At 70.9% G+C, this 15,754-nt stretch carries 15 protein-coding genes, 1 tRNA gene and 1 pseudogene; 9 read left to right on the forward strand and 8 right to left on the reverse strand.

All coding sequences use genetic code 11. The annotated features are described in order from the left end of the window. Together AB0D49_RS35255 and AB0D49_RS35260 are read left to right on the forward strand one after the other, a co-directional pair. Window positions 1-248 (forward strand): transposase (locus tag AB0D49_RS35255; protein ID WP_362766022.1); only part of this gene is annotated, 248 nt, incomplete at its 5' end. A 17-nt stretch (window positions 249-265) separates the two neighbouring features. Continuing rightward, window positions 266-583, forward strand: a pseudogene (locus AB0D49_RS35260) (IS630 family transposase); the annotation flags it as partial. A gap of 244 nt (window positions 584-827) precedes the next feature. Here the strand turns inward: AB0D49_RS35260 and AB0D49_RS35265 are convergent. From AB0D49_RS35265 to AB0D49_RS35275, 3 genes are all read right to left on the reverse strand, one after another. Further along, window positions 828-901: transfer RNA gene (locus AB0D49_RS35265), tRNA-Pro, on the reverse strand. 33 nt (window positions 902-934) lie between these two features. Then, window positions 935-1,798 (reverse strand): Pr6Pr family membrane protein, encoded by an 864-nt coding sequence (locus tag AB0D49_RS35270; RefSeq protein WP_362766025.1) that lies wholly within the window; start codon window positions 1,796-1,798, stop codon window positions 935-937. Between the two features lie 202 nt (window positions 1,799-2,000). Then, a complete protein-coding gene (locus AB0D49_RS35275; protein WP_362766028.1) occupies window positions 2,001-2,927 on the reverse strand; it encodes a metallophosphoesterase in 927 nt (308 codons plus the stop codon). A gap of 214 nt (window positions 2,928-3,141) precedes the next feature. On the opposite strand from AB0D49_RS35275, the gene AB0D49_RS35280 reads away from it, so the two are divergent. Beyond that, the gene (locus AB0D49_RS35280; RefSeq protein ID WP_362766030.1) at window positions 3,142-3,606 is read left to right on the forward strand and encodes a GatB/YqeY domain-containing protein; all 465 of its coding nucleotides are present in this window, start codon (window positions 3,142-3,144) and stop codon (window positions 3,604-3,606) included. 242 nt (window positions 3,607-3,848) lie between these two features. Here the strand turns inward: AB0D49_RS35280 and AB0D49_RS35285 are convergent, their stop codons facing one another. Further along, window positions 3,849-6,176 (reverse strand): transglycosylase domain-containing protein, encoded by a 2,328-nt coding sequence (locus AB0D49_RS35285; RefSeq protein WP_362766032.1) that lies wholly within the window; start codon window positions 6,174-6,176, stop codon window positions 3,849-3,851. A gap of 408 nt (window positions 6,177-6,584) precedes the next feature. On the opposite strand from AB0D49_RS35285, the gene wblA reads away from it, so the two are divergent. After that, the gene (gene wblA / locus AB0D49_RS35290; protein WP_362766264.1) at window positions 6,585-6,923 is read left to right on the forward strand and encodes a transcriptional regulator WblA; all 339 of its coding nucleotides are present in this window, start codon (window positions 6,585-6,587) and stop codon (window positions 6,921-6,923) included. 388 nt (window positions 6,924-7,311) lie between these two features. Here the strand turns inward: wblA and AB0D49_RS35295 are convergent, their stop codons facing one another. Together AB0D49_RS35295 and AB0D49_RS35300 are read right to left on the reverse strand one after the other, a co-directional pair. Continuing rightward, window positions 7,312-8,754 (reverse strand): ArsA family ATPase, encoded by a 1,443-nt coding sequence (locus AB0D49_RS35295; RefSeq protein ID WP_362766034.1) that lies wholly within the window; start codon window positions 8,752-8,754, stop codon window positions 7,312-7,314. Then, window positions 8,751-9,728 (reverse strand): ArsA-related P-loop ATPase, encoded by a 978-nt coding sequence (locus AB0D49_RS35300; RefSeq protein ID WP_362766037.1) that lies wholly within the window; start codon window positions 9,726-9,728, stop codon window positions 8,751-8,753. The genes AB0D49_RS35295 and AB0D49_RS35300 overlap by 4 nt, the downstream gene beginning before the upstream one ends. A gap of 139 nt (window positions 9,729-9,867) precedes the next feature. On the opposite strand from AB0D49_RS35300, the gene AB0D49_RS35305 reads away from it, so the two are divergent. The 4 genes from AB0D49_RS35305 to AB0D49_RS35320 all read left to right on the forward strand — a co-directional run bounded on the left by AB0D49_RS35305 (window position 9,868) and on the right by AB0D49_RS35320 (window position 12,274). Then, on the forward strand, window positions 9,868-10,026 hold the full coding sequence (locus tag AB0D49_RS35305) for a DUF4177 domain-containing protein (protein WP_009189813.1): 159 nt from the start codon (window positions 9,868-9,870) through the stop codon (window positions 10,024-10,026). After that, a complete protein-coding gene (locus AB0D49_RS35310) occupies window positions 10,023-10,490 on the forward strand; it encodes a RidA family protein (RefSeq protein ID WP_362766040.1) in 468 nt (155 codons plus the stop codon). Before AB0D49_RS35305 ends, AB0D49_RS35310 begins: the two co-directional genes overlap by 4 nt. 87 nt (window positions 10,491-10,577) lie before the next feature. Next, on the forward strand, window positions 10,578-11,447 hold the full coding sequence (locus AB0D49_RS35315; RefSeq protein WP_362766043.1) for an NUDIX hydrolase: 870 nt from the start codon (window positions 10,578-10,580) through the stop codon (window positions 11,445-11,447). Further along, window positions 11,444-12,274, forward strand: a complete 831-nt coding sequence (locus AB0D49_RS35320) for an MBL fold metallo-hydrolase (RefSeq protein ID WP_362766046.1) — start codon at window positions 11,444-11,446, stop codon at window positions 12,272-12,274. The genes AB0D49_RS35315 and AB0D49_RS35320 overlap by 4 nt, the downstream gene beginning before the upstream one ends. A 124-nt stretch (window positions 12,275-12,398) precedes the next feature. On the opposite strand, the gene AB0D49_RS35325 is transcribed toward AB0D49_RS35320, so the two are convergent. Together AB0D49_RS35325 and AB0D49_RS35330 are read right to left on the reverse strand one after the other, a co-directional pair. Next, window positions 12,399-13,250 (reverse strand): nucleotidyltransferase domain-containing protein, encoded by an 852-nt coding sequence (locus AB0D49_RS35325; RefSeq protein WP_362766049.1) that lies wholly within the window; start codon window positions 13,248-13,250, stop codon window positions 12,399-12,401. A 239-nt stretch (window positions 13,251-13,489) separates the two neighbouring features. After that, window positions 13,490-14,164: a Crp/Fnr family transcriptional regulator gene (locus tag AB0D49_RS35330; protein WP_029382547.1), complete on the reverse strand. Its 675-nt coding sequence runs from the start codon at window positions 14,162-14,164 to the stop codon at window positions 13,490-13,492. A 467-nt stretch (window positions 14,165-14,631) separates the two neighbouring features. Here AB0D49_RS35330 and nth point away from each other — a divergent pair, with 467 nt between their 5' ends. Beyond that, window positions 14,632-15,717: an endonuclease III gene (gene nth, locus AB0D49_RS35335; protein ID WP_362766053.1), complete on the forward strand. Its 1,086-nt coding sequence runs from the start codon at window positions 14,632-14,634 to the stop codon at window positions 15,715-15,717. Window positions 15,718-15,754: the final 37 nt, after the last annotated feature.

The raw sequence follows: 15,754 nt of genomic DNA on the forward strand, positions 1-15,754 counted from the left end.
AGTCCTCCGGCAAGACACAACGGCGGCGCCTAAACCGCGGTGGCCACCGCCAGGCCAACGCCGCCCTCTACCGGATCGTGCAGACCCGCATACGCTGGGACGAACGCACCCAGGAGTACCTGCGGCGACGCACCGCCGAGGGTATGTCCAAGCGCGAGATCATCCGATGCCTCAAGCGGTACGTCGCCCGCGAGCTCTACCGGCACATCCAGCCCCGGGCTACCAACCAGGCACCTTCTGCGGCTTGACGAAACTTAGGGGCTTCTGGGCCACCCACAACACCGCCGAGATCAGGACGTGGCTCGGAAAACACCCACGCTTCCACGTCCATTTCACCCCCACCGGCTCCTCATGGATGAACCAGGTGGAGCGGTGGTTCGGCCTGCTGACCGACAAGCTCATCCGCCGCGGCGTCCACACCTCCGTCAAGGCACTGGAGGACGACATCACTGTATGGATCGACAACTGGAACAAGAACCCGCGGCCCTTCACCTGGACCAAAACAGCCGACGAGATCCTCAACTCCCTCGCCGACTACCTCACCAAGGTCGGAACCACCGGCCAGAAAACAGAGCAGAACTAACCTTCAGGACTTCTGGTGCATCACACTAGGTTGGTGACTGCCTCAGCATGCATCACTGGTCTGACAGCCTCAGGCGATGCCCGGGGCCACAGTCTTCCAGGGCTACCGGACGATGCTCCAACAGCCGAGGGACGCGAGCCAGCTTCCGAGGTTGGCTCCCAAACGGCTCCCTAGAGGCCCGAGAAACGAGTCAGGGGCCTGATCCGCTCTCGCGGATCAGGCCCCTGACCTGGTACTTCAGCTGTCGGGGTGGCGGGATTTGAACCCACGACCTCTTCGTCCCGAACGAAGCGCGCTGCCAAGCTGCGCTACACCCCGATGCCGCCACTCACCGTGGCGACGTCGATTACTTTAGCCCACCGGTGGCTGGAGACGAAATCCGGTTTTGGCGCGGTGCCGGACGGGGTTCGGGCGGATGTGATCCAGCGCGACCAGCACCACGGCGGCGGCAAAGAGCGCGAGGCCCAGGAGCAGCGCGTTGGCCAGGACACCCCGGTAGCCGTGCTGATCGACGTTGAGGAAGGGGTAGAGGTACCGGCCCGCCGTCCCCGGCAGCAGAAGCTCCCCGCGGCCCAGGGAAAAGGCCAGGTAGGCGAGGGGATAGAGGAGCCACGGAGCCGTCTGGCGCAGATGGAGCCGCCCCGGCGTGGTGAACAGCAGCCAGTCCAGCAGGGCCAGGATCGGCGTGACCGTGTGCAGCAGAATGTTCGCCGCCGTCGCCCAGCCCGTAGCCTGCGGCTGCCCCACTACTCCAGCGACTCCCACTGCCCCCGTCGCCCCCGACGTGCCCGCCGCCCCCGGAGTCGCCGAGGTCCCCACCGCCCCGGTCATCCCGAACCCGCTCGCCCCAGGCTCCAGCAGCAGGTGGTAGACGAGCGAGGTCGCGACGATATAGAGGAGCGCCGCCCCCGACACCCCGCCGGAGAGCGGGCGGCGGGCGCTCCACGCGCGGCGGGCCGACGCCAGCATGACCAGGGCGAGCAGGACGTTCGCCTGGACGGTGAAGTAGCTCAGGACCCGGAGCGGATCACCGAGCAGGAGATAGACGGCGATGCCGGTGGCCACGGTCGACGCGACCAGCACACGGAAGGCGGCGGCCAGCGGACGCCGGACCGGCGCCACCACCGCGGCGGCCGGAACGGGCGACGGAAACAGCGAGGGCACACCCGGGACCGCAGGAAGGTCGGGCATGTCCCGGGGTATCGGGGCGGTCATGCCCCCAGGCTAGGCAAAACGGAAATATCGGGCGACACGGGTAGGTGATACGGGTGAGCTGAGCCGAGCCCAGCCGAGTGCGCTACGACTTCCCCATCACCCGCGCCGAACGCCGAACGCCGCCCCCTCGAGCCTACGCCGCCCCCCTCACCGAACGCCCCGCAGACCTCCCCAGACGCCCCCTCCACTCCCCGCTCCCTCCCTACTCCCGCCCCACCAACGTCAGCAACGTAGCCTCCGGCGGACAAGCGAACCGCACCGGCGTATACCGATTCGTCCCGCACCCCGCCGACACATGCATGTACGCCGTCCGCCCCTCCGCCGTATGCGTGGACAGCCCCTTCACCCGCCCCGTGTCCAGATCACAGTTGGTGACGAACGCTCCGTAGAACGGCAGACACAGCTGCCCCCCATGGGTGTGCCCGGCGAGGATCAGCGGGTAGCCGTCCGCCGTGAAGGCATCCAGGCTGCGCAGGTACGGCGCGTGCACCACGCCCATCGAGAAGTCGCCCGACCCGGAAGGACCGCCCGCCACCTGCTCGTACCGGTCCCGCTTGATGTGCGGGTCGTCCACGCCCGTCAGCTCCACCGACACCCCCGCGGCCTTCAGCACACCCCGCGTGTTCGTCAGGTTCAGCCAGCCGGCCTCGTCGAAACCGTCCCGCAGCTGCTGCCAGGGGTTGTGGATCGCGCCGACGGCCGGGGGGTTGCCGTTCAGCCCGTAGCGGCCCTGGGCCTTCTCGAAGAGATAGCGGGCCGGGTTGCGCAGCTTGGGGCCGTAGTAGTCGTTCGAACCGAAGACGTACGCGCCCGGGAACTCCAACAGCGGACCCAGCGCGTCCAGGACCTCCGGGACGCCCTCCGGGTCGGACAGGTTGTCCCCGGTGTTGATCACGAAGTCCGGCCGCAGCCCGGCCAGCGCCCGCAGCCACCGCTGCTTCTTTCGCTGCTCGCTCACCATGTGGATGTCGGAGACATGCAGTACGCGCAGCGGACGCATCCCCGCGGGCAGGACCGGGATCGTCACCCGCCGGAGGCGGAACGAGCGGGCCTCGAATCCCGCCGCGTAGAGCAGTCCGGCGGCACCCGCCGCCGTGATTCCCAGGGGTACACCGTATCGAGCGCGCATACGACCCATCGTGTCAGAAGCGGCCCGTACGCCGACGCCCGCCCGCACCCACCGACGACCGGACGCCCCCACCCTTCCAGCCGACCTGACGCCCCCGTCCCACGCCCCCGGCCGACCCGACGCCCCCGCCCGTCCCCGTCCCCCCGGCCGATCCGACCTCCCCGCCCCGAAAACCCCCCGCACCCCTCACCCCGCACCTGCGACAATCAACCCCATGACCACGCTCAAGTCGAAGCTGAAGGATGACCTCAACGCCGCGATCAAGGAGCGCGACGAGCTGCGCTCCTCGACGCTGCGGCTGACGCTCACCGCGATCACCAAGGAGGAGGTCGCGGGCACGGCCAAGCGTGAGCTGTCCGACGACGAGGTCCTCAAGGTGATCACCCGCGAGGCGAAGAAGCGGCGCGAGGCCGCCGACGCCTTCGCCAAGGGCGGTCGGGCCGAGCAGGCGGCCCGGGAGGCGGCGGAGGGTGAGCTGCTCGCCGAGTATCTGCCCAAGCAGCTCGCCGACGCCGAGCTGGAGCGGATCGTCGCCGAGGCGGTGGCGGAGGCCAGGGCCGCCGGAGCGGAGGGGCCGCGGGCCATGGGTGCGGTCATGAAGATCGTGAACCCCAAGGTCGCCGGCCAGGCGGAGGGCGGCCGGGTCGCCGCCGCGGTCAAGAAGCAACTCGCCGGCTGAACCAGCTCGCCGACCGAGGACCATCTCGCCGGCTGAGAAGGCAGCTCGCCGACTGAGCAGACAACTCGCCGACTGAGCAGACAACTCGCTGGCTGAGGAGCCAGGTACCGGCGCCCGGGGTTCCACCACCCGGGCGCCACCACACTCAAGTTCCCCACACAGGGCTTCCCACGGCCCCCGGAAGCCACTAGAGAACCCCCTACAGAACCCCCTAGAGACCCCCCGGAGTCCCCTGGGCCCCCCTAGGGCCAGCTCCCCCCACTCCCACTCCCATCAGTCCCCCCGTTCTCGTTCCCCTCGATCCACCCCTCAGGAATCGAGAACGACGGCGAGGGCACGGTCCCGCCGCCCCCACCACCGTCCGCGCCGCCGCCACCCCCACCGGTGGGCCACCCTCCGATCACCCCGGAGATGTCCCCCTGGTCACTGTCACCACCATCCCCGTTGTCCCCGTTGTCCCCGTCATCGTTCCCCCCGTCGTTCCCGCGGTCGCGGTCCCGCTCGGGAGCGTCCGGGATGTTGATGAGGTTGAAGTCGGGTGCCGCCTTGTCGGCCAGCGCGCCGGACATCATGTCGCGCCAGATGGGACCGGGGACCTGGCCACCGAAGACCTTGTCGTGCCAGACACCGCCGATGGTGATGTCGGACATCTGACGGTCGTGCGCCGGGTCGCCGACCCAGACCGCGCCGGCCATGTTCGGGGTGTAGCCGACGAACCAGGCGGCGTACCGCTCGTCCGTCGTACCCGTCTTGCCGGCGCTCGGACGGCCGCCGAGACCGGCCTGCGCGCCCGTACCGTCCTCGACCACACCGCGCAGCAGGGTGTTGATGGTGTCGGCGGTCGTCTCGGACATGGCCCGGGTGCATGTCGACTTCGGGACCGCCAGGGACTTGGTCTGCTCACCGACCCGCTGGCTGATGGACTCGATGGCGACCGGCGAGCAGTACGTCCCGCGCGAGGCGAAGGCGGCGTACCCGGCGGCCATGGTCAGCGGGGACATCTCCTGGCTGCCCAGGGCGATGGCGGGACCCTGGTCGATCGGCTCTCCGTCGGCCCGGCCGATGCCCATCTTCTCGGACATCTCGATCACCGGGCAGACACCGATCTCGCTGATCATCTGCACGAAGTAGGTGTTGACCGACAGTGCGGTCGCCTCCTTCATGGCGTACGGCCCTTCCTCGGACTCGTTCTCGTTGGTCAGCTCGACGCCTTCCTCGTCCCACATCTTCCCGTCGCACTGGGCGACCGGAGTCGGGTAGTCCATCTTGTACGGCGAGGAGTACGACTTCGTGGCCGGCATTCCGCCCTCTATGGCCGCCGCCGCCACGATCGGCTTGAACGTCGAACCCGGCTGGTAGCCCGCGCCACCGCCCATCGACTGGTCCACCGAGAGATTGATCTGCGTCTCGTTCTTCCCGAAGCCGTACGGCCGGGACTGGCCCATCGCGAGGATCTTGCCGGTGCCCGGCTCGACGATGGTCGCGGCGGTCGCCACCTCGTCGTTCTGGTACACGTGGTCCTTGATCGACTCCTGGACCGATTCCTGCGCGGTCGGGTCCAGCGTCGTACGGATGGTCAGACCGCCCTGGTTCCAGGTCTTGGCCCGTGCCTCCTTGGTCTTGCCGAAGGCCGGGTCGCTGAGGAACACCGCGCGGACGTAGTCACAGAAGAAGCCGGCGCCCTTGACGGCGGTGATGCAGCCGTTCTTGGGCTGGCTGACCTTGAGGCCCAGCGGGGCCTTCTGGGCCTCGGCGGCCTCCGCCGGGGTGATGTCGTCGACCTCGGCCATCCGCTGGAGCACGGTGTTGCGGCGCTTGGTGGCCTCCGCCTCGTCGTTGACCGGGTCGTACCGGCTGGGCGACTGGACGATGCCGGCCAGCAGGGCCGATTCCTGGAGGTTCAGGTCCTTGGCGGACTTGGAGAAGTAACGCTGGGCGGCGGCCTCGACGCCGTACGCCTGCTGGCCGAAGAAGGTGATGTTGAGGTAGTTCTCCAGGATCTTCTTCTTGCCGAGTTCCTCCTCGACCTGGATCGCGTACTTCAGTTCCTTGATCTTGCGGCCGAGGGTCTGCTGGGTGGCCTGGGCGACCTTCGTCGGGTCGTCGCCCGCCTCCTCCACGAAGACGTTCTTCACATACTGCTGGGTGAGCGTGGACGCGCCCTCGGCGACGCCGCCGCTCTGCGCGTTCCGGTTCAGGGCGCGCAGCACGCCCTTGAGGTCCACCGCGCCATGCTGATAGAAGCGCGCGTCCTCGATGGCCACGATCGCCTTCTGCATGTACGGCGAGATCTCTTTGAGGTCGACCACCGTGCGGTCGCGTGAGTACACCGTGGCGATCTGGCCGCCGTCGGCGTCGAGGATGGTGGTGCGCTGGCTCAGCGGCGGGGTCTTCAGGTTGGCGGGCAGCTCGTCGAAGCTCTCCACCGAGCCCTTCGCCGCGAGGCCGAGGGCGCCGACGGCGGGGAGCGCGATCCCGGCCATGACGGCACCTGCGAGCACACTGACACCGAGGAACTTGGCGGCCTGCTGCGTCGGCGACAGACCACCGCCCGAGCGGTTCTTTGGCATGGGGGCAGCCTACGTTCTCATTCGCCGGACACGCGTATATGCCTTGGCCTAAGCTGCTCTCAACTGTCACAGCAGTAGGGCTACGTATCAATACGTCCGGTGACCCCGAATCGTTCCGGAGGTTCCCCGAAAATTTCCGAGGGGGCGTGTCCGAAACCGCCTTGAGTGTCAGGTGGCGTCCGTTGTGACTCAGTAGAAGTGCCCCGCTTTGCCGGGATGATCACGCATGTCGTCCGCTCACTCCCCCGGGTGATCTGCCGCTTACGCATAGTCCGTTCGGGCCATTCAAGATTGGGCCCGAAGGGGGTGTTGCGCTGTCCCCGCCTTCCGTAACGTCCTCAACTGGCGGCGGTGAATATGCCGCTGCCGCCGTGGGGGAGCCTCGATTCGGGAGAGGACGGCGCCGGTATGGGCTGGGTAACCGACTGGAGTGCGCAGGCGGCCTGCCGCACTACCGATCCGGATGAATTGTTCGTTCAGGGAGCAGCGCAGAACAGGGCCAAGGCGGTGTGTACCGGCTGCCCGGTGCGCACGGAGTGCCTGGCCGACGCGCTGGACAATCGCGTGGAGTTCGGCGTGTGGGGAGGGATGACCGAGCGGGAACGCCGTGCCCTGCTGCGCAGGCGCCCCACCGTCACCTCCTGGCGCCGACTGCTGGAGACCGCGCGCACGGAGTACGAGCGGGGGGCCGGACTGGTGTCGCTCGACGACGACGAGGTGTACGAGAACTACGCGGCGGTGGGCTAGACGGGCCCGCCCCGCGGGCGGGGCGTGTCGCGGTCGGTCGCCGCCCACGGGTCGTTTGGCGGTTGTCCGGGGGTCGGCCGTCGGTAGTCCCGTCGGTGTATCCGTCTCCGCGCGGGGCCGTCTGTACTGCTGCGTTGTGCGCCGCTCGTGTCGTCGCCGCGTGTCGCGCTTCTCGTTCCGCTGGTCCGTCCCGCTGATCCGCCGATTCCGCTCGCCGTGCCTTCGTGGCGCGCTGGGCGCCCTTGAAGCGCTCGTGCCGGTCACGCCGGTCGGGCGCCTTGTGTCGGTCGTAGGTGTGGTCATGTGCGGGTTCTGGCGTGTCGGGCTGGACTTCTGCCGGTGTTCGGGTGTCCGTCATCCGCCGTCGCGGCGGGTCACGTGATGCTCCTCACTCGCCCTCAGGTCTCTCCATGTGCTCGGCGTTGGCCGCCAGGTGGTCGCCGATGTTCCGCAGCCCCGCCAGGTCGTGCACGTCCCCAGGCAGCGCGGGCACCTCGGCCGTCGCCACCTCGGGATGGCGTGCCGTGAAGCGGTCGCGGGTGCGCCGCTCGCGGGCGAGCAGATGCATCCGCTCGGCGTGCAGCCGCAACAGGCCCGCCGTGAGCAGATCGATCGCGCGTTCGGAATCTCCCGGGGCATCCCCTACGGCGTCCGTCGACCCAGGGGCGTCCGGAGCCGCCCCATGGTCCGATTCCGGTACGGCGTCCGAGGTGACCGGGGGGGCCGGCGTGGCGGGGGAGCCTGCGTCGGGTGCGGCGCTCTCGGGGTCGTCCGGGGCTGAACTGCCGTGGGTTTCGGGAGAGTTACGAAGTCCAGCTTTCCCGCCGTCCTGATCCACAATGCGGGAGTCCTCAAGATTTTCCGCGGCGGCGAGCGCCCGCTCGGCCGACAGCCGTACCGCGTCGCTGCCATGTACTCGATTCAGTACCAGCCCCGCCAGGGGCATGTCCTCCGCGGCCAGCCGCTCCACGAAGTACGCCGCCTCCCGCAGCGCGTCCCGCTCCGGCGCCGCCACCACCAGGAACGCCGTACCGGGCGCCTGGAGCAGCTTGTACGTGGCGTCCGCGCGGGTGCGGAAACCGCCGAACATGGAGTCCATCGCCGCCACGAACGTCTGGACGTCCTTCAGCAGCTGGCCGCCGAGCACCTTGCCCAGTGCGCCGGTCATCATCGACATCCCGACGTTCAGGAACTTCATCCCCGCCCGGCCGCCGACCTTCGCCGGGGCCAGCAGGACCCGGATCAGCTTGCCGTCCAGGAACGAGCCGAGCCGCTTGGGCGCGTCCAGGAAGTCCAGCGCCGAGCGTGAGGGCGGGGTGTCGACGACGATCAGGTCCCACTCGTCCCGGGCGCGCAGCTGCCCGAGCTTCTCCATCGCCATGTACTCCTGCGTGCCGGCGAAGCCCGCGGACAGCGACTGGTAGAAGGGGTTCGACAGGATCGCCGCCGCCCGCGCGGGGTCCGCGTGCGCCTCCACGATCTCGTCGAAGGTGCGCTTCATGTCCAGCATCATCGCGTGCAGCTCGCCGCCGCCGTCCACGCCCTTGACCCGCCGCGGGGTGTTGTCCAGCGAGTCGATGCCCATGGACTGGGCGAGGCGGCGGGCCGGGTCGATGGTGAGGACGACCACCTTCCGGCCGCGCTCGGCGGCGCGCAGGCCCAGGGCCGCCGCCGTGGTCGTCTTGCCGACCCCGCCCGAGCCGCAGCACACCACGATCCGGGTGCCGGGGTCGTCCAGCAGCGGGTCGAGGTCGAGCACCCGCGCGGGGGCCAGCGGACGGGCGCCGTCCTGCCCGGAGGAGGCCGGGTCCGCAGTCAGGTCCGGCGTCATGAGATCCCCTGCTTCCGCAGTTCGGAGGCGAGTTCGTACAGGCCCGCCAGGTCCATGCCCTCGGCGAGCAGCGGCAGTTCGTGCAGCGGCAGGTCGAGGGCGGTCAGGACGGCCCGCTGCTCGTGCTCCAGCGCGTGCCGCTCGGCGTACTCCTCGGCCTGGGCCAGCAGCGGGTCCACCAGGCGCTCCGCGTGCTGGCCGCGCCGCGCCCCGCCCAGCCCCGCCGCCGACAGCGACCGCGCGACGGCCGCCCGCCCGGCGGTCCGTACGAGGTCCAGGTCCGACGCGTCGAGCAGCTCGGGCCGGACCATGTTGACCATGATCCGGCCGACCGGGAGCCGGGCCGCGCGGAGTTCCGCGATGCCGTCGGCGGTCTCCTGGACCGGCATCTCCTCCAGCAGCGTCACCAGGTGGACGGCCGTCTCCGGGGACTTCAGCACCCGCATCACGGCCTGTGCCTGATTGTGTATCGGGCCGATCTTCGCCAGCCCCGCCACCTCGTCGTTCACATTCAGGAAGCGCGTGATGCGGCCCGTCGGCGGGGCGTCCATCACCACGTAGTCGTAGACGAACCGGCCGCTCTTCTCCTTGCGGCGGACCGCCTCGCACGCCTTGCCGGTCAGCAGGACGTCCCGTACGCCCGGGGCGACCGTGGTCGCGAAGTCGATCGCGCCGAGCTTGCGCAGGGCGCGGCCCGCGCCACCCATCTTGTAGAACATCTGGAGGTAGTCCAGAAGGGCCAGTTCGGTGTCGATGGCCAGCGCGTACACCTCGCCGCCGCCCGGGGCGACGGCGATCTTGCGTTCCTCGTAGGGCAACGCCTCCGTCTCGAAGAGCTGGGCGATGCCCTGCCGGCCCTCGACCTCGACGAGGAGCGTCCGCTTCCCCTCCGTCGCGAGGGCGAGCGCGAGTGCGGCGGCGACCGTCGTCTTTCCGGTCCCGCCCTTGCCGCTGACGACCTGGAGCCTGCTCACGTCTTCGAGCGTAACCAGTCCGCGCCCGGAGCGATCGGGAGGCTCGGGAGCCTGTGGACAACCCGGGGCTTGTGGACAAGCGCGGGGCCCTGCTCCGGGGGCGGGCCGGGGGGTCCGTCCCAGCGGCTACAGTCGCCCCATGACCAAGTGGGAATACGCAACCGTGCCGCTGCTCGTCCACGCCACGAAGCAGATCCTGGACACCTGGGGCGAGGACGGCTGGGAGCTGGTGCAGGTCGTGCCCGGCCCCAACCCCGAGCAGCTGGTGGCCTACCTGAAGCGCGAGAAGCAGGCGTGAGCGCGGTCGAGGAGCGCCTCGCCGAGCTGGGGCTGACCCTGCCCCAGGTGGTGCCGCCGCTGGCCGCCTACCAGCCGGCCGTGCGGACCGGGCCCTATGTGTACACCGCGGGCCAGCTCCCCATGGTGGACGGCAAGCTGCCGGTCACCGGCAAGGTGGGCGCCGAGGTCACCGCGGAGGAGGCCAGGGAACTGGCCGCGACCTGCGCGCTGAACGCGCTCGCCGCGGTCAAGTCCGTCGCCGGGGACCTGGACCAGATCGCGCGGGTGGTCAAGGTCGTCGGGTTCGTCGCCTCGGCGTCCGACTTCACCGGCCAGCCCGCCGTCCTCAACGGCGCGAGCGAACTGCTCCGCGAGGTGCTCGGCGACAAGGGCGTGCACGCGCGGAGCGCGGTCGGCGTGGCGGTGCTGCCGCTGGACGCTCCGGTCGAGGTGGAGATCCTGGTCGAGTTGACCGCCGACTGAGCCGTTCCACCCTGCTGACCTGCCACGACCCGGGGCGGATGATCGACGGCCCTCGAACATCCGCTCCCCAGGGGATAGCCTCCGCCCATGGCTAACGGGCAGTGGTACCCAGCGGACTGGCCGGACCGGATTCGTGCCCTCACCGAGGGCCGACTCACCCCGGTCGAGCCCAGAGCGGCGGCCACGGTGATGCTCCTCAAGGACACCGCCGCCGGTCCCGTCGTCCACATGCTGCGCAGACGCGCCTCCATGGCCTTCGCCGGAGGCGCGTACGCGTATCCGGGCGGCGGTGTGGACCCGCGTGACGACGACACCCGCATCCGCTGGGCGGGGCCCCCGCGCGGGTGGTGGGCCGAACGCCTCGGCGTCGACGAACGCCGGGCCCAGGCGATCGTCTGCGCGGCCGTACGTGAGACGTACGAGGAGTCGGGCGTCCTGCTCGCCGGACCGGACGACGGGTCCGTGGTGGGGGACACCACGGGCGAGGCATGGGAGGCGGACCGGGCGGGCCTCGCCGCGCGGGAGGAGTCCTTCGCGCGGTTCCTGGACCGGCGCGGTCTGGTGCTGCGCTCCGATCTGCTGTCCGCGTGGGCGCGCTGGATCACCCCCGAGTTCGAGGCCCGCCGCTACGACACCTGGTTCTTCGTCGCCGCCCTGCCCGCCGGGCAGCGCACCCGCAACGCCTCCACGGAGGCCGACCGCACGGTCTGGATCAGGCCCCAGGAGGCCGCCGCCGGGTACGACCGGGGCGAGCTGCTGATGATGCCACCCACCATCGCGGCGCTGCGTGAGCTGGCCGTCCACGGTTCGGCGGCGGACGTGCTGGCGGCGGCGCCCGCGCGGGACCTGACGCCGATTCTGGCCAAGGGGCGTCTCGAGGAGGGGCAGATGGTGCTGTCCTGGCCGGGACACGAGGAGTTCACCCTGCACATCCCGACCGGAGGTGCCCCGGAATGACCGACGCGAGCGCTCTTCCCGGCCAGCCGCGCGGGGGCGTGCTGTCCGGACCGGCCACCGCGCGGGCCGTCAATGTCCTCGCGCCCAACCCGTCCGCGATGACCCTGGACGGCACCAACACCTGGATCGTGGCCGAGCCCGGTTCCGATCTGGCCGTGGTGATCGACCCCGGCCCCCTGGACGACCGCCATCTGCGCCATGTCGTCGCCACCGCCGAGCAGACGGGCCGGCGGGTCGCCCTCACCCTGCTCACCCACGGCCACCCCGACCACGCCGAGGGCGCGGCCCGCTTCGCCGAGCTGACGTCGACGCCGGTACGCGCGCTGGACCCGGCCCTGCGGTTGGGGGACGAGGGGCTGGGCGCCGGGGACGTGGTCACCGTCGGCGGTCTGGAACTGCGGGTCGTGCCGACGCCCGGCCACACCGCCGACTCCCTGAGCTTCCATCTCCCGGCCGACCGGGCCGTCCTGACCGGCGACACCGTCCTGGGACGCGGTACGACGGTCGTGGCGCACCCGGACGGCCGTCTGGGCGACTATCTGGACTCCCTACGGCGGCTGCGCTCCCTCACGGTCGACGACGGCGTCCACACCGTCCTGCCGGGCCACGGCCCCGTCCTGGACGACGCACAGGGCGCCGTGGAGTTCTACCTCGCCCACCGCGCCCACCGCCTCGCCCAGGTCGAGACGGCCGTCGAGGACGGCCACCGCACCCCGGCGGAGATCGTCGCCCATGTCTACGCCGACGTGGACCGCTCCCTGTGGCCCGCGGCGGAACTCTCGGTGCGGGCGCAACTGGAGTACCTGACGGAACACGGGCTCATCTAGGAGCGGTGTCCCCGGCAGGGGCGGTGGGGAGCGGGTCCCCGGTGGGGCGGTGGGGGGCGGGTCCTCGGTGGGGGCCGGTGTTCGTGGACGGGGGACATACGGGCCCCGTCCGCCGGTACGGCCGTCAGGGTCTGGGTGCCTTCACGCCGTGCACGCGGGTGTACTCGGCCGCCAGCCAGGGGCCGAGGTCGTCCACATACGTCCGCAGCACGGCCGCGTCCCCGCGCGGGGCGAGGCCCCGGAGAGCCGCCTCCCGCAGCTGCCCCGCGCGGGCGGGGTAGTACATGCCGAACGCGTCGGCCATCTCGCGCAGATCACTGGTCCAGCCCTGCCAGCGGGGCATGACCAGGGTGAAGCCGGTCCGCACCAGATGCCGGGACATGTACCGCACCAGGGGCCGCAGGGCCTCCTCCGAGCCGTCCACGGTGGCGATCCGCTCCCGCCAGCGGGGCAGCAGCAGGGCGAGGTCGCCGTTGGTCTCGCGGGCGAGCAGGGAGTCGGGGCGGTAGCGGGGGAGCCGCGCGGCCAGGTCCTCGCCGAGGAGCGGGGTGCACAGACAGGCGACGAACCAGCCCAGGTCGTGCCGCTCCAGGTCGCTGAGCACCTGCTCCCGGCCGAGCACCAGGGTTCCGGCCCCGTCGATCTGCGGGAACTCCCGGTCCAGGGCCGTGTCCAGGGCGCGGGCGTCCGCGCGGTCGGTGTCGGTGGGCTCCTCGTGCAGGACGACCAGGAGATCGAGATCGCTGCGGCCGACCCGCGCGGTCCCGCGCGGGATCGATCCATAGACGTAGGCGCTGCTCAGCCGGGTGCCGAAGGTCGGGGGGAGGCGTTCGCGCGCGGCGGCGAGGACGGGGCGGAAGGGGGGCGGGACGCGGGCGAGGGAGCCTTCGGGGGTGATGTGGCCGTCCGGGTCGAGCCCTCTGTGGACGGGGGTGGCGTGGGAGGTGTGGCGCGGTTCGTGTGGGTGCTGGGGCATGTGGTCACTGTGCCGGGGTCGCCGGGTGCCGGGCCCGCGCTTTTCGGGAGGTCTCGGAAGGCTTCCGGGGGGTTTCGGGTGGGGCGGGCGGGCCGCCGCGCGGGGAGCGTAGGACGAGCCCGGAGGCGGGCCTCGCCGCCCGTTGAACGGCCGAGGGGCCCACGGCGGTGTGCCGGGGCCCCAGGGGCGGCGTAGGAGCCGCTGGTGTCGCGGAGGGCGGCGTCCGTGCGCCGCCGGTGTCAGCGGGAGCGCTTCGCCAGGCGCTCCACGTCCAGGAGGATCACCGCGCGGGCCTCCAGGCGGAGCCAGCCGCGCTGGGCGAAGTCGGCGAGGGCCTTGTTGACCGTCTCGCGGGACGCGCCGACCAGCTGGGCCAGCTCCTCCTGCGTAAGGTCGTGGACGACGTGGATGCCTTCCTCGGACTGCACGCCGAAGCGGCGGGAGAGGTCCAGCAGGGCGCGGGCGACGCGGCCGGGGACGTCCGAGAAGACCAGGTCCGACATGGCGTCGTTGGTCTTGCGCAGCCGCCGGGCGACGGCCCGCAGCAGCGCGGCGGCGACCTCGGGACGCGCGTTGAGCCAGGGCTGGAGGTCGCCGTGGCCCAGGCCCAGCAGCTTGACCTCGGTCAGCGCGGTGGCGGTCGCCGTACGCGGGCCCGGGTCGAACAGCGACAGCTCGCCGATCAGCTCTCCGGGGCCTACGACGGCGAGCATGTTCTCCCGGCCGTCGGGGGAGGTGCGGTGCAGCTTCACCTTGCCCTCGGTGACCACGTACAGCCGGTCGCCGGGGTCGCCCTCGTGGAACAGCGAGTCGCCGCGCGCGAGGGTCACCTCGCTCATGGAGGCACGCAGCTCAGCGGCCTGCTCGTCGTCAAGAGCCGCGAAGAGCGGGTTGCGCCGCAGAACGTCGTCCACGTGTTCTCTCCTTGTCGACCTGCTCAGGGGATCTTTCTCCCCCGTCTATCAGGGGTCCGTGGTCCCCATTTTGCCGGACAGTCCAAACAGTGTGATCTGTCACAAGGATGCCGCACTGGTGTGCCCTGGTAAGCGGCAGGGGTCCAATTGGGGGCCGATCTTCGAGGTCCGGGGCGGATGTCGGTGCCGGGTCGTAGGCTGGCCGGGTGTCCAAATCGCCGGTGAGAGCGCAGGCCGAGGGGGCTGGACGAGTGGCAGCAGGGCGTGATTCCGCTGTGGGCGAACAGCAGTCCGAGGGCGGAGGAAAAGCGAATAAAAGGATAAATCGGGCTGACGGGGGAGTGTCGACGCCGGGGCGGACGGTGGCGGTGCGGAAGGTGGCGGGGAAGGCGGCTGCCGTGAAGAAGGCGGTGCCGAAGAAAGCGACCTCCGCGGGGGAGGCCGCGCCTGCGAAGAGGGCGGCTGCCGTGAAGAAGGCCGCGGGGGAGGAGGCGACCTCCGCGCGGAGTGGTGCGCCTGCGAAGAGGGCGGCTGCCGTGAAGAAGGTCGCGGCGGAGAAGGCGACCCCGGCGCGGAGCGGTGCGCCCGCGCAGGAGACGGCTGCCGTGAAGAAGGCGGCTCCCGCGCGGAGCGCTGTGCCTGCGAAAAAGACCGCGGCGAAGAAGGCCGCTGTCACGAAGACGGCCGCCGCGAAGAAGACCGCTGTCGTGAAGAAGCCCGCTACCGCGAACAAGCCCACCCCCACCCCGCCCCCCGTCAAGAAGCCCGTCATCCGCAAGCCCGAGTCGCACACCGCCCTGGTCCGCCGCGCGCGCCGGATCAACCGCGAACTGGCCGAGATCTATCCGTACGCCCACCCCGAGCTGGACTTCGAGAACCCCTTCCAGCTCCTGGTGGCCACGGTGCTCTCCGCCCAGACCACCGACCTCCGGGTCAACCAGACCACCCCGGCGCTGTTCGCCAAGTACCCCACGCCCGAGGACCTGGCCGCCGCCAATCCGGAGGAGGTCGAGGACATCCTGCGCCCGACCGGCTTCTTCCGGGCCAAGACCAGGTCGGTGATAGGGCTGTCGAAGGCCCTGTCCGAGGAGTTCGGCGGCGAGGTGCCGGGCCGTCTGGAGGATCTGGTCAAGCTGCCCGGCGTGGGCCGCAAGACCGCGTTCGTGGTGCTGGGCAACGCGTTCGGCCGCCCCGGCATCACCGTGGACACGCACTTCCAGCGGCTGGTGCGGCGCTGGCAGTGGACCGACCAGACCGACCCGGACAAGATCGAGGCGGCGGTGGGGGCGCTGTTCCCCAAGAGCGAGTGGACGATGCTCTCGCACCATGTGATCTTCCATGGCCGCCGGATCTGCCACGCCCGCAAGCCCGCCTGCGGCGCCTGTCCCATCGCCCCGCTCTGCCCGGCGTACGGCGAGGGCGAGACGGACCCGGAGAAGGCGCGCAAGCTGCTCAAGTACGAGAAGGGCGGCTTCCCCGGACAGCGGCTCAACCCCCCGCGGTCCTATCTCGACGCGGGCGGCAGGCCGGCGCCTCCGCTGGGGTCCGGATGAGCTGTCACCGGCCGGAACGATCGCGGGCCCGCCGTGC

This window comes from Streptomyces sp. NPDC048290, assembly GCF_040652095.1.
GTDB lineage: Bacteria > Actinomycetota > Actinomycetes > Streptomycetales > Streptomycetaceae > Streptomyces.